This is a genomic window from Nonomuraea sp. NPDC004354 (assembly GCF_053602555.1).
Window position 1 is genome coordinate 1,152,648 of the sequence record NZ_JBSGDV010000001.1, and the last position, 12,551, is coordinate 1,165,198.

The window sequence follows — 12,551 nt, forward strand, 5'->3', positions numbered from 1 at the left end:
CAGGAGAGAGAGCGAACCGCATGCCGGACTTCACCACCCTTCCCGACCTGGCCCTGCGTACCGTGGGCGGCTCCGTCGTGGCCGCCAGCGACGAGTCCTTCGCCGAGAAGGAGAGCCTGATCAGGCCCGGCCGTCCCGGCTTCCAGGCCGAGACGTTCGGCAACAAGGGCCAGGTGTACGACGGGTGGGAGACCCGGCGGCGCCGCGAGCCCGGCCACGACTGGGCCGTCGTGCGCCTCGGCATGCCCGGCGTGATCCGCGGCGTGGTGATCGACACGGCCTGGTTCAAGGGCAACTACCCGCCGCACGCCTCGGTCGAGGCCTGCGCGGTCAGCGGCCACCCGAGCCCGGCCGAGCTGGCCGAGGCGACGTGGGTGGAGATCGTCCCCAAGGCCGACCTCAAGGGCGACGCCGAGCACGCCTTCGAGGTCTCCGACGAGAGCCGCTACACCCACGTCCGGCTCAACATGTTCCCCGACGGCGGCATCGCCCGCCTGCGCGTGCACGGCGAGGTCCGCGCCGACCTGTCGGTGTACGAGGGGCTGGGCCTCGACCTGGCGGCGCTGGCCAACGGCGCGGTCGTCACCGCCTGCTCCGACGAGTTCTACTCCGCGCCGAACAACGTCCTGGCCCCCGGCCTGGCCCGGCACCAGGCGGAGGGCTGGGAGACCGCCCGCAGGCGCGACGGCGGCAACGACTGGCTCGTCATCCGACTGGCGGCGCCCGGTGTCGTCAAGGTGGTCGAGCTCGACACCACCAACCTGCTGTTCAACGCGCCCGGCGCGGCGTCCGTGCAGGGCAGCCTGGACGGCGAGACGTGGTTCGAGCTGCTGCCGAAGACACGCCTGCAGCCCGACACGCCGCACCGCTTCCGGCTGGAGGAGGCGCGTCCGGCCGCCTACGCGCGCGTCGACATCTACCCCGACGGCGGCCTCGCCCGCGTTCGCCTGCTCGGCACGCTCGCCTAGCCGTCACGCGGGGCGCGGCGGCGGGGGCCCGCCCGCCCCTGCGGGGCCGGTCACCGGCTGGCCATCAACAGGGTCCAGCGCTGGCGCGTGTAGCCGACGCCGACGTAGGCGTAGCCGCAGTTCAGGATGTTGGCCTTGTGCCCGGGGCTGGCCATCCATTTCTTCACCACCTCGGCCGCCGTGCCCCTGCCTCTGGCGATGTTCTCGCTCCACGCGGCCGGCGGGGTGAAGCCCGCCGCCTCGATGCGCTGGCCGGGCCCGAGGCCGTCGGGGGAGGTGTGGCCGAAGTAGTTCCGGGCCGCCATGTCGTCGGAATGGCTCACCGCGGCGTCGCGCAGCCGCGGGTCGGGAGTGAGCGGCTCGCAGCCGGCGGCGGCGCGTGCCTCGTTGGTCAGCCTGACGACCTCGTCGGCCATCTCCACCTCCGGGCTGTCGAGCCGGTCGAGGTCGTAGAGCGTCTTCCAGCCGCCGCAGTGCTGGGCGACGCGGCCGTCGGACTGGCAGGCCCGGACCCGCATGCCCTTCACCCGGGTCACCTCGAAGCCGAAGGTCCGCGCCACGTCGCCGCACGCCGTCGCGGTGTACGCCGTGCTCCAGCGCCCGGTGGTGGTGGCGAGGGCCTGGAAAACCACCCGCGCGCACCTGCGCCGCGTCTCAGCCGATCCGTTGTCGAGGTCGCGGAGGATCACGGCGGCCCTGGCGTCGGTGTCGCCGTCGGTCGAGGCCCTCACCATGATCGTGCCGCTGGCCTCGGCCAGGCCGTTCGCCGAGGAGACCGAACCCCAGGAGCTGGGCATGTCCGCGATGTCCGCGATGTCCGCGGTGCCCGCGACGGGCGGCGGGGCGGCCGGGACGGTCGCGGCGGTGGCGATCCCGGGAACCGACAGGACCAGCGCCCCCACGGCGGCCGTCGCGAGCAACCCCGGTGTCGACTTCGTGCTCATGCTTTCTCCGGACAGCCCTCCCCCCTCCGGCCCCCTGCCGGATCCCGGGCTGTGGTGACCACCGATATCGCGTGCCGCTTGCACGTCACCTGCAGCCCGCAGAACGCGTCCTTGCAGGTCACAGACACCGTAGGCGGCGGCGGGCTCAGGGGACGAGCCTGGCCTGGTGCCGCGGCGGGAGCGTGAGCCTGCGCAGCGACAGCCGGGGCTCGCCGGGCCGCCACGCCGCCACGAAGCCGGCGTAGTCCGTCTCGGCGGGCATCACCCGGTCGGTCGTCACGAAGTCGCCGGTCAGGACCAGCCGCCCGTCGCGGCTCCACGCCATCGAGGTCGACTTGAGCGAGGCGGGCACCGGCATCGACGGCAGTCGCGTCCACGTCCGCGCCCGCACATCCAGCACCTGCACGTCCAGGTACTGGCGTGGTCCCGGCCAGGCCGGATCGGCGAACCAGAGCGCGATCAGCCGCCCGTCCGGGCTGACCTCGGCGGTGGACGGGCTGCCCCCGGTGACGGGGGAGGGCAGCGGCGTGCGGCGGCCGGCCGCCGGCTCGACCAGGGACAGCCGGGACGCCCTCGAGACCAGGACGAGGTCGCGGGTGACGGCGTGCACCCGCTCCTCGGCGAAGACCTCCTCGCCCGTGGTCCTGTCGAGCAGCCGGGCGCGCTCCTGGGCGGCATACGACAGCAGGCCCTGCGGGGTGTCCTGGGCGGGAGCGCGCGAGCAGGCGATCGGCAGGACAGGGCCGCGCTCGCGACCTCGGAAGTCGAGCGGGCGCAGGCGGCAGCCGTCGTCGCCGCGCGCCCGCTGGAGCACCCACACGCCCTTGCCGTCGGCCGCGGCGAAGGCGGACGACACCGCGCCGCCGAGCGGGCGGGCCCGGTCACCGGACAGCAGGAACAGGCGGCCCTCGGCGGAGGGGTCGGCGGGCGTGGTCACGACGAGCTCGCGGGTGCCCGCGGTGAAGGACCAGACCGGCCGGCCGTCCGGCAGGCCGCGCAGCTCGGTGCGTACCCCCGAGTCGACGTCGAACCTGAAGGCGCCGCTGTCGCCGGTGACCAGCAGCCGCAGCCCGCTGCCCGGCGGCAGCGGACGGCCGGAGACGGGCGGCATGGGGTCACGGGGGCCGCGCCCGGGACCGTCCGTCCCGGGAACCCCCGACGTGCCGGGCGCGCACGGGCCGGGATCGCAGGGGCCGGCCGTACGGGCAGAGGACGCGGGGACGGCGGGCGAGCATCCCGCGGCGGCGGCCAGCACAGGGACCAGCACGGCGACCAGCACGACAGCGGGCACAGCGGCAGACACAGCGGCAGGCAAGGAGGTCTGTCTCACGCTCCTTCTACCGCGCCGGGCCGCCACGGGTTCCGGCCGCTCAGCGCCAGATCGTCACCGTGGTGCCGGAGGGCCGTTCCTCCCCGGGCATCGGGCGCTGGAAGCGAACCTGCTCGCCGTTGGTGAGGTTGCGCACCCGCACCCGGTAGCCCTGCTGCTGCAGCTCGGTCGTGGCGTCACGGACGCTCTTGAACACCACGTTGGGGACGATCCTGAACTCGGCGTGGTCGTCGGCCTGGCCGTTGCGCTTGCCGAACCAGTCGAGCCAGAGGCCGCCGCATCGCGAGACCGTGATGCTGGTCATCGTGCCGGGGTCGACCTCGGCCTTCGGCCGGGGGTTCTGCGAGATGACCTGGCACGGCTCGGCGTCGTCGTCGACCTCGTTGACCTGCACCTGGAAGCCCTGCTGGGTCAGGAACGCGGCGGCCTCGTCCTTGGACATGTCGCCGACGTCGGGCATCACCAGCCCGGCGCTGAGCACCAGGTTGATGCGGGTGCCCTCCTTGACCCGGTCGCCGATGCTCGGCCTGGTCTGCGTCACCAGACCGCGCTGCACCTTCGGGTTGGCGATCTTGGTGACCTTGCCCACCTTGAGGCCCTGCTCGGCGAGCTTGACCGCCGCGTCGTTCTGGCCCAGGCCCTCCACGTTGGGCACGGTCACCCGCTTGGCGCCGAGCGAGGGCACGAGCGTGATCGTCTGGCCGATCTCCGCCTCGGTCTGGGCGACGGGGTCGGTGCTGATCACCTTGCCCTCCGCCACCTTCTCGTCGTACTGCCCCGGGGCCTCCTTCACCAGGAAGCCGTTCTTGGCGGCCTCGCTCTTGGCGGCCGAGACGCTGATGCCGACGAGGTTGGGCACGAGCGCGTACTTGCTCTGCGCGAAGTACCATCCGGTCAGGCCGACCGCGACCACCATCAGCCCGGCCAGCGTCACCAGGAACCAGTTCGGCCGGAAGCCCCGCCGGCGCGCGGGGGGCTGGCCGGCCTGTCCGGCGGGCGCGGTCAGCACCTCGGTGCGGGAGACCACCAGCGTCGGGTTCGGCGCGGCCGCCGCCCTCGGCTGCGGCTGCGGCTGCGACGGTTGTGGCTGCGACGGCTGCGGCTGCGGCTGCGAGGCGTTGGGCACGGCGTGCTGCCCCGTGGAGTAGGGCGGGATGGACTCCCGCGGCAGCATCCGGTGCGTGTCGACGGCCGCCACCAGCATCGCCGAGGCGTCGGCGGGGCGGTTCTCGGGATCGCGCGCGGTCGCCTGCGCCACCAGCGTGTCGATCAGCGGCGGCACGTCGGGCACCACCGACGAGGGCGGCGGGACGGTGTCGTGGACGTGCCGGTAGGCGATCGACATCGGCGTCTCGCCGTCGTACGGCTGGCGGCCTGTCACCAGCTCGAACAGCATGATGCCCGCCGCGTAGACGTCGCTGCGGACGTCCGCCCCTCCGGTGGTGACCTGCTCGGGCGACATGTAGCCGATCGTGCCGATCATCACGCCGGTGCGTGTCTGGTTCGTCGCCTCGATCGCCCTGGCCAGGCCGAAGTCGACGACCTTGACCCGGCCGTCGTCGGTCAGCAGGACGTTCTCCGGCTTCATGTCGCGGTGGACCATGCCCTGCTGGTGGGCGGCGCCGAGCGCGGCCAGCACCGGGATCATGATCTCCAGCGCCTCGCGGGCGGGCAGCCTGCCCCGCGAGCGCAGCACGTCGCGCAGCGTCTTGCCCGGCACGTACTCCATCGACAGGTACACCACGTCGCCGTCGGTGCCCTGGTCGAACACGTGCACCACGTTGGGGTGGGACAGGCTGGCCACCGACTTGGCCTCGCCGATGAACCTGCGCACGAAAGCGGGGTCCTCGGCCAGCGTGCGGTGCATGACCTTCAGCGCGACCGTGCGGTCGAGCCGGATGTCGAGCGCCAGGTAGACCGTCGCCATCCCGCCCCGGGCGATCCGGGACTCGATGCGATAGCGCCCGTCGAGCAGTCGCCCTACGAGGGGGTCCGCGATCGTCGTGTCCACCTGGCCGAGTTTACGGGCGATTCGCCCCCCGCATGGCCCGACAGTCCCAAACCGATGCCCGTTTGATTCCTGATCTGGGAAGGCGGCGCGAAGCCTGCCCGGAGGTCACGTCCCACCGGTGCTCTGCGCCCATCGCGGCCCCACGGCCCCCGGTGGCGCGGGGGCCGTGGCGGACCCCCGCGCGGATCAGGGGGTCATCGGGGAGGACGCCTCGGCGTAGCGGCGGCGCGGGATCCGTCCGGCCTGGCGCGCCAGCCGCCCGGCCTCCACGGCGGACCGCATCGCCGCCGCCATGAGGTCGGGCCGCCGCGCCCTGGTGACCGCCGTCGCCAGCAGCACCGCGTCGCACCCCAGCTCCATCGCCTGGGCGGCGTCGCTCGCCGTGCCGATGCCCGCGTCCAAGATCACCGGAACCGACGCCGCCTCCACGATCAGCTCGATGTTGTGCGGGTTGCGGATGCCGAGCCCCGAGCCGATCGGCGCGCCCAACGGCATCACCGCCGCGCACCCCGCCTGCTCCAGCCGCCGCGCCAGCGCCGGGTCGTCCCCGATGTACGGCAGGACCACGAACCCGTCGGCCACCAGCCGCTCGGCCGCGTCGAAGGTCTCGATCGGGTCGGGCAGCAGCGTCCGCTCGTCGCTGATGACCTCGAGCTTCACCCAGTTCGTGCCGAGCGCCTCGCGCGCCAGCCGCGCGGTCAGCACCGCCTCGCCCGCCGTGAAGCAGCCCGCCGTGTTCGGCAGGACCTTGATCCCGCGGGCGCGCAGCACGTCGAGCACCGACCCCTTGGCCCCGGGGTCGAGGCGGCGCATGGCGACCGTGGTCAGCTCGGTGCCGGAGGCGGCCAGCGCCTGGTCGAGCACCTCGAGGGAGGGGGCCCCGCCGGTGCCCATGATGAGCCGGGAGCCGAACTTCTCCCCGGCGATGATCAGCTCATCCACCCTGCACCGCCGTGAGGATCTCGACCCTGTCGCGGTCGGCCAGCGAGGTGCTCTCCCACGTGCCCCTGGTGACCACCTCGTCGTTGACCGCCACGGCGACACCCGTCGTCTGCGCCGTCAGCCGCTGGACGGCCTGGGCCACCGTGGTGCCGTCGGGCACCTCGTGCGCGGCCCCGTTGATCGTCACGTGCATCAGTCACTTCCTTGTCCGGCTGTCTGGAACCGCTGCGGCGCGCACAGGGCGGCCAGCTCGCCCTCCTCGCCGTGGAGGATCGCGGTGGTGAGCGGGGCCAGCAGCACGCCGCCCCTGTGGTGTCCGGTGGCGACGGTGAGGCCGGGGCCGTACGGGCCGATCAGCGGCAGGTTGTCGGGGGTGCCCGGCCGCAGTCCCGCCACGACGTCGGCCACCTGCAGCTCGGTGATGCCGGGGACCAGCTCCCTGGCGTCGCGCAGCAGCTCGTACAGGCCGCCCGCGGTCACCGTGGTGTCGAAGCCCAGCTCCTCCTGGGTGGCGCCGACGACGAGCTCGCCGTCGCCGCGCGGCACCAGGTACACGGGCGAGCCGTGGACCACGCCGCGCACGCAGGTGCCGAGCAGGGGGGACGGCGAGCGCAGCCGCATGATCTGGCCCTTGACCGGGCGCACCGGCAGGTCGGTCAGCCCGCCGCTCCACGCGCCGGCCGCCAGCACCACCCGCTCGCCCGTCAGCACATCACCCGAGGCGTCCGAGGCGTCCGCGCGCCCGTCGTCCGAGGCGTCGATCGGCCTGCCGTTCGGGGAGTCGGCCGGCCCGCCGTCCGTGGCGTCCGCCGGAACGTTCCCGGTGGCGGCCGAGGGTGGCTCCAGCCGTACGCCCACCACGGCCGAGCCGTCGCGGACCAGCGCGGCCACGCGCCGCCGCACCAGCGCCACCCCCGCCTTCTCCAGCGCGGCCAGCAGGGCCGCGGTGACGCGTCTGGGGTCGACCCACGCGTCACCCTCGGCCAGCACGCCGCCCCTGACCGACGGCGCCAGCATCGGCTCCCTGCGGCGGCACTCGCGCCCCGTCAGCCGCCGCACCGGCAGCCCGAGCTTGTCCATGAACACGGCGAGCTCGTCCAGCGCCGCCAGGTCGTCGGTGTCGAAGGCGACGTCCAGCGTGCCCTGGGCGCGGTAGTCGAGCCGCAGCCCGCTGTCGGCCTCCAGCTCCGCGGCGAAGGCGGGCCAGCGCTCCAGCGCCGCCAGCCCCAGCCTGAGCAGCGACTCCTCGGTGTAGGAGACCTCGCTGACCGGGGCCAGCATGCCCGCGGCCGCGTGGGAGGCGCCACGCGCCGGGGCCGGGTCGATCACCGTGACACGCGTGCCCGCGCGCGCCAGACGCCAGGCGACGGACAGGCCAACCACGCCGCCGCCCACGATCAGATGCATCTCGCTCCCTTCGCCGGCATGACCCGGATCAGGTGTCTTGCGGTCGAAGGCCCGTCACAGCCTTCCTCTCAGCCCGGTACGGCCGGACTCCCGCGCGTCTTCCGCGAACAAGCCTACTCAAGGCCCGGACCCTGGTGACCGGCGCCGGATTGGTTATGGTCTGAGCGTGAATCATGTCGTGGTGGTGGGCGCCGGACTGGCAGGCATACGCAGCGTCGAGGCGCTGAGATCTCGTGGATTCAGCGGCAGGATCACGCTGGTCGGCGAGGAGCGGCACCGGCCCTACGATCGTCCGCCCCTGTCCAAGGCGGTGCTGCTCGGCACGGCCGACTCCAGCTTCGTCGACTCCGACCTCGAGGCCATGCGGGTGGAGCACCGGCCGGGGGTGTCGGCCAAGGGGCTGCGCGCGGGGGTCCTGGAGACGACCGAGGGCGAGATCGGCTACGACGGCCTGGTCATCGCCACCGGGGCGGAGCCGATCAGGCTGCCAGGCGAGGGCCGCCAGCACGTGTTGCGCACCCTCGACGACTCCCTGGAGCTGCGGGCCCGCCTGGTGGCGGACGCCAGGGTCACGGTCATCGGCGCGGGCTGGATCGGCGCGGAGGTGGCCACGGCCGCCCGTACGGCCGGCTGCCGGGTCACCGTCGTGGAGGCGGGCCCCGCCCCGCTCGCGCACGTGCTCGGGCCCGAGGTGGGCGGCGACACCGTCCCCTGGTACGAGGGCATGGACCTGCGGCTGGACACCATGGTCGCGGCCGTGGAGGAGGGCGGGGTGCGCCTGGTCGACGGCGACTTCGTCGAGGCCGACGTGGTGGTGTCGGGCATCGGCGTCCGCCCGGCCGTCGAGTGGCTGGCCGGCTCCGACATCGACCTGCACAACGGCGTCGTCACCGACGAGCACCTGCGCACCTCCCTGCCGAACGTCGTGGCCGTCGGCGACTGCGCGGCCTGGTGGTCGCGCCGCTTCCACACCAGGCTGCGCGTGGAGCACTGGGACACCGCGCTCAACGCCCCCGAGGTCGCCGTGGCCACGCTGCTGGGCGACGAGGCGGTCTATGATCCTGTGCCGTACTTCTGGTCGGAGCAGTTCGGCCACATGGTGCAGTACGCCGGCCACCATGCCGGCGCGCGCCTGTTGCGCCGCGGCGATCCCTCGGCGGCCAAGTGGTCGGTCTGCTGGTTGACAGACACCGACAGGCTGGCCGGGGTGCTGACCGTCAACAGGCCACGCGACCTCGTCCAGGGCCGTAGGATCATCGAGTCAGGACAGCGACTCGACCCCCTACGCCTGGAAGATCCCGAGGTCGGGATACGTGACTGTGTAGTTTGAAGCCGGATGCGATGTGGTAGTGGTGGATTCGTGACGCTTTCTGTTGCGCAGATAGACCGGGAAACCGACCAGCTCGTCGGCGAGTGGCTGACGCTTCCCGAAGTGGCCGACCGCCTCGCCCTCTCGATCGGGCGGGCCAAGCAGCTCCTGAAGGACCACAAGCTCCTCGGCGTACGGCGGGGCGCGGGCGGCCCCCAGGTCCCGGCGGTGTTCCTCGAGGGCAGGGACGTGGTGAAGGGCCTGCCGGGCACGCTCACGCTCCTGCTCGACGCCGGCTACGACGACGCCGAGGCGTTGCGCTGGCTGTTCACCCCGGACGAGTCGCTGCCCGGCTCGCCCATCGACGCGATCAAGGCGGGTCGCCATACCGAGGTCAAGCGGCGTGCCCAAGCGCTCGGTTTCTGAAGCCCGCCTCTACCTTTGCACCGACGGCCGGAGGAAGCGCGGCGACCTGGCCGACTTCCTCGACGCGGTGCTGTCCAACGGCGTCGACATCGTCCAGCTCAGGGAGAAGGGCCTGGAGGCGCGCGAGGAGCTCGCGCTGCTGGAGGTCTTCCGCGAGGCGTGCGACCGTCACGGCGCGCTCCTGGCGGTCAACGACCGGGCCGACATCGCCTTCGCCGCCCGCCCCGACATCCTTCACCTGGGCCAGGACGACCTGCCCGTGAGCGTCGCGCGAGAGATACTCGGCGACGACATCCTCATCGGCAGGTCCACCCATTCGACGGCGGAGGCCTCGGCCGCCGCCGTCGAGGAGGGCGTCGACTACTACTGCTGCGGGCCGATCTGGCCCACCCCGACCAAGCCAGGCCGGCCGGCGCCTGGACCCGCCCTGCTCAGGCACGCGGCGGGGCTCGGCGACCGTCCGTGGTTCGGCATCGGCGGCATCGACCTCGGCAACCTCGACGAGGTCAGGTCGTACGGCGTCAGCCGCGTCGTGGTCGTCAGGGCGATCACCGAGGCGGACGACCCCGGAGCGGCGGCGGCCGAGTTCGCCAAGCGGCTGGGCCGGTAGGTCCGCGACCGCCGCGGCCCGTCAGGTCTTGCGCGAGGTGGCGGCCACCGCCAGTTCGGCCAGGGCGGCACGGGCCTCGGCGGTGATCGGCGCGTCGTCGAGCGAGGCGAGAGCCTCCTCCAGGTACGTGCCGATCATCTTCTCGCACGCCTCGAGCGCGCCGCTGGCCTCGATGACGCCGCGCAGCTTGGCGACGCCCTCGGCGTCGAGGCCGGGGTCGCCGAGCAGCCTGCGCACCGTCGCGGCGTCCTCGGGCGTGGCTGCGGCCAGCGTGCGGGCGATGAGCATGGTGCGCTTGCCCTCGCGCAGGTCGTCGCCGGCGGGCTTGCCGGTCTCCATCGGGTCGCCGAACACGCCGAGGATGTCGTCGCGCAGCTGGAAGGCGATGCCGACGCGGTTGCCGTACTCGACGCACAGCTCGTCGATCCACGGCGCGCCGGCGCCCGCGGCCAGCATCAGGCCGAGCCTGAGCGGCTGCTCCACCGAGTACTTGCCGCTCTTGTAGAGCGCCACCCGCAGGGCCGACTCGAAGGTGTTCTCGCCGTGGGCCTGCTCCAGCAGGTCGAGGTACTGGCCGCACATCAGCTCGGTGCGCATGTGGTCGTGGAAGGGCTGGGCGACGGCCAGGTGGGGCAGGTCGCACGAGCGCCACATCTCGCCCGACCAGATCAGCAGCAGGTTGCCCAGCAGGACCGCCGCGCCCTCGCCGAACTGCTCGGCCGAGCCGTACCAGTCGCTCTTCTCGTGCAGGTGCTGGAAGCGGCGGTGCGCCGAGGGCATGCCCCTGCGCAGGTCGCTCTTGTCCATGACGTCGTCGTGCACCAGCGCGCTGGCCTGCAGCAGCTCCAGGGAGGCCGCCGCGACGAAGACGCCGGGCTCGTCGGAACCGCCCGCCGCGCGCCACCCCCAGTAGCAGAAGGCGGGACGCAGCCGCTTGCCGCCCGCCAGCAGCTCTCTGGCCGCGTTGAGCAGGGGGGCGAGGTCGGGGCCGCTGACCACGGCACGTTGCCGGTCGAGGAACTCCCCGAGGGAGCGATCCACCTCGGTACGGAGGGTGTCCAGGCTCATGCCATGAGAGTAACGGGCTGTAGCCGGCGTTTCGATCTCCCGCTCCCGTCATATGGACGTGGCCACGTCGCCCGCGTCCGTACCGGTAGCCTTGGATTATGGCTCTGGGTCGACCCTCCGTCCTTCCCGATCGCGTCCCCACCGTCCGCGATCTCCTCGCCTCTGGCGGCCGCTCCTTCTCCTTCGAGTTCTTCCCCCCGAAGAACGAGGAGGGCGAGCGCCAGCTCTGGCGGTCGATCAGGGAGCTCGAGGCACTGCGGCCGACCTTCGTGTCCGTCACCTACGGCGCGGGCGGCTCCACCAGGGACCGCACCGTCGACATCGTCGAGCGGCTGGCCCACGAGACCACGCTCACCCCTGTGGCGCATTTCACCGCGGTCAACCACTCGGTCCGCGAGCTTCGCCACCTCGTGGGGCGCTTCGCCGACGCCGGGGTGCGCAACATCCTGGCCGTGCGCGGCGACCCGCCGGGCGACCCCAACGGCGACTGGATCCGCCATCCCGAAGGCGTGCTCTACGCCGAGGAACTGGTCAAGCTGATCCGCCAGGCCGGAGACTTCTGCGTCGGCGTGGCCGCCTTCCCCTACAAGCACCCGCGCTCGCCCGACATCGAGAGCGACACCGAGTACTTCGTCAGGAAATGCTCGGCCGGGGCCGACTACGCCATCACCCAGATGTTCTTCCGGGCCGACGACTACTTCAGGCTCAGGGACCGGGTGGCGGCGCGCGGCTGCGAGACGCCGATCATCCCGTGCATCATGCCCGTCACGAAGATGAGCACGATCGCCAGGTCCGAGCAGCTGTCGGGCGCGCCGTTCCCGCCCGACGTCGCCGCCCGCTTCGAGGCCGTCGCCGACGACCCGGCCGCCGTCCGGCGGCTGGGCATCGACCACGGGGCCGAGCTGTGCCAGCGGCTGCTCGACGAGGGCGCCCCCGGCATCCACTTCATCACCTTCAACCGGTCGAGCGCGACGCGTGAGGTGTTCCAGCTGATCCAGCCGGCCGCCCTGTCGGCCTGATCCCGCCGCCGCGCCCGCTCAGCGCGGGGGCAGGGGCAGGGGCGTGCCCGCGATCGCGTAGTGCTCGTACCCGCCGGGGAAGACGAACTGGGTGAGCAGGTCGGTGAAGCCCACCGCCCGGTAGAGGTGCCGGGCGGCCGTCGGCTGGTCGTGCGTCGACAGCACCGCCGACCGCTCAGGACGGCCCTCGCACAGGGCGTGGATCAGCGCCCTGCCGATGCCCTTGCCCTGGTAATCGGGGTGGACGTGGATCTCGGCCACTTCCAGCGAGTCGCCCAACCAGGCGTCGGCCACCTGGAGGCCCGACTTCTCGGCGAGCGCGCGGTAGACCACGTCGTGCCACCACTGTCCGGCCTGGCCGTGGAACCCGTAGGCGAAACCCGCGGCCCGGCCGTCGGGCAGTTCGGCGAACAGGCAGCGGAAGGCCGGGTTGGCGCCGTGGCCGCGCATGATCGCCTGCCGCCCGGCGAGCTGGTCGGCCGGCGGCTTCATGGCGGCCGTGTAGATGCCCATCACC

General features: G+C 73.0%; 13 protein-coding genes and 1 riboswitch. Of the genes, 5 read left to right on the forward strand and 8 right to left on the reverse strand.

Going from position 1 to position 12,551, the window contains the following annotated elements:
- Positions 1-20: 20 nt before the first annotated feature.
- Positions 21-968, forward strand: coding sequence for an allantoicase (alc, locus tag ACWENQ_RS05390; protein WP_354910134.1), 948 nt, complete (start codon positions 21-23; stop codon positions 966-968).
- 50 nt (positions 969-1,018) lie between these two features.
- On the opposite strand, the gene ACWENQ_RS05395 is transcribed toward alc, so the two are convergent.
- The 6 genes from ACWENQ_RS05395 to ACWENQ_RS05420 form a co-directional block, all read right to left on the reverse strand.
- Positions 1,019-1,912, reverse strand: coding sequence for a CAP domain-containing protein (locus ACWENQ_RS05395; RefSeq protein WP_452412947.1), 894 nt, complete (start codon positions 1,910-1,912; stop codon positions 1,019-1,021).
- A gap of 145 nt (positions 1,913-2,057) precedes the next feature.
- Positions 2,058-3,215, reverse strand: coding sequence for a hypothetical protein (locus ACWENQ_RS05400; RefSeq protein WP_452412948.1), 1,158 nt, complete (start codon positions 3,213-3,215; stop codon positions 2,058-2,060).
- Positions 3,216-3,282: 67 nt separating this feature from the next.
- Entirely contained in the window at positions 3,283-5,253 is a 1,971-nt protein-coding gene (gene pknB, locus ACWENQ_RS05405) for a Stk1 family PASTA domain-containing Ser/Thr kinase (protein WP_452412949.1), read from the reverse strand.
- A gap of 186 nt (positions 5,254-5,439) precedes the next feature.
- Positions 5,440-6,195 carry a thiazole synthase gene (locus ACWENQ_RS05410; protein ID WP_354910143.1) on the reverse strand — a complete coding sequence of 252 codons (756 nt, stop codon included), beginning with the start codon at positions 6,193-6,195 and terminating at the stop codon, positions 5,440-5,442.
- On the reverse strand, positions 6,188-6,388 hold the full coding sequence (thiS, locus tag ACWENQ_RS05415; RefSeq protein ID WP_449921167.1) for a sulfur carrier protein ThiS: 201 nt from the start codon (positions 6,386-6,388) through the stop codon (positions 6,188-6,190). The genes ACWENQ_RS05410 and thiS overlap by 8 nt, the downstream gene beginning before the upstream one ends.
- Entirely contained in the window at positions 6,388-7,602 is a 1,215-nt protein-coding gene (locus ACWENQ_RS05420; protein WP_449921166.1) for an FAD-dependent oxidoreductase, read from the reverse strand. Before ACWENQ_RS05420 ends, thiS begins: the two co-directional genes overlap by 1 nt.
- A riboswitch (TPP riboswitch) is annotated at positions 7,591-7,706 on the reverse strand. Its footprint overlaps the gene before it by 12 nt.
- Positions 7,707-7,768: 62 nt before the next feature.
- Between ACWENQ_RS05420 and ACWENQ_RS05425 the strand changes: the two genes are divergently transcribed.
- The 3 genes from ACWENQ_RS05425 to thiE are packed head-to-tail and all read left to right on the forward strand — an operon-like array spanning position 7,769 to position 9,947.
- Positions 7,769-8,932, forward strand: a complete 1,164-nt coding sequence (locus ACWENQ_RS05425; RefSeq protein ID WP_449921164.1) for an NAD(P)/FAD-dependent oxidoreductase — start codon at positions 7,769-7,771, stop codon at positions 8,930-8,932.
- 30 nt (positions 8,933-8,962) lie between these two features.
- Complete coding sequence (locus ACWENQ_RS05430; RefSeq protein WP_449921162.1) at positions 8,963-9,337, forward strand: Rv2175c family DNA-binding protein; 375 nt, start codon at positions 8,963-8,965, stop codon at positions 9,335-9,337.
- Positions 9,315-9,947 (forward strand): thiamine phosphate synthase, encoded by a 633-nt coding sequence (gene thiE / locus ACWENQ_RS05435; RefSeq protein ID WP_452412950.1) that lies wholly within the window; start codon positions 9,315-9,317, stop codon positions 9,945-9,947. The genes ACWENQ_RS05430 and thiE overlap by 23 nt, the downstream gene beginning before the upstream one ends.
- Before the next feature lie 21 nt (positions 9,948-9,968).
- Here thiE and ACWENQ_RS05440 read toward each other — a convergent pair whose 3' ends face one another.
- Entirely contained in the window at positions 9,969-11,015 is a 1,047-nt protein-coding gene (locus tag ACWENQ_RS05440) for a polyprenyl synthetase family protein (RefSeq protein WP_452412951.1), read from the reverse strand.
- A 98-nt stretch (positions 11,016-11,113) separates the two neighbouring features.
- On the opposite strand from ACWENQ_RS05440, the gene metF reads away from it, so the two are divergent.
- The gene (gene metF, locus ACWENQ_RS05445; RefSeq protein ID WP_449921157.1) at positions 11,114-12,034 is read left to right on the forward strand and encodes a methylenetetrahydrofolate reductase [NAD(P)H]; all 921 of its coding nucleotides are present in this window, start codon (positions 11,114-11,116) and stop codon (positions 12,032-12,034) included.
- A gap of 18 nt (positions 12,035-12,052) precedes the next feature.
- On the opposite strand, the gene ACWENQ_RS05450 is transcribed toward metF, so the two are convergent.
- Entirely contained in the window at positions 12,053-12,547 is a 495-nt protein-coding gene (locus ACWENQ_RS05450; RefSeq protein WP_449921154.1) for a GNAT family N-acetyltransferase, read from the reverse strand.
- Positions 12,548-12,551: the final 4 nt, after the last annotated feature.

Bases quoted from the DNA above. Each gene is read 5' to 3' on its own strand.
- alc (WP_354910134.1), top strand. From the start codon at position 21: ATGCCGGACTTCACCACCCTTCCCGACCTGGCCCTGCGTACCGTGGGC.
- ACWENQ_RS05395 (WP_452412947.1), bottom strand. From the start codon at position 1,912: ATGAGCACGAAGTCGACACCGGGGTTGCTCGCGACGGCCGCCGTGGGG.
- thiS (WP_449921167.1), bottom strand. From the start codon at position 6,388: ATGCACGTGACGATCAACGGGGCCGCGCACGAGGTGCCCGACGGCACC.
- ACWENQ_RS05420 (WP_449921166.1), bottom strand. From the start codon at position 7,602: ATGCATCTGATCGTGGGCGGCGGCGTGGTTGGCCTGTCCGTCGCCTGG.
- ACWENQ_RS05440 (WP_452412951.1), bottom strand. From the start codon at position 11,015: ATGAGCCTGGACACCCTCCGTACCGAGGTGGATCGCTCCCTCGGGGAG.
- metF (WP_449921157.1), top strand. From the start codon at position 11,114: ATGGCTCTGGGTCGACCCTCCGTCCTTCCCGATCGCGTCCCCACCGTC.
- ACWENQ_RS05450 (WP_449921154.1), bottom strand. From the start codon at position 12,547: ATGGGCATCTACACGGCCGCCATGAAGCCGCCGGCCGACCAGCTCGCC.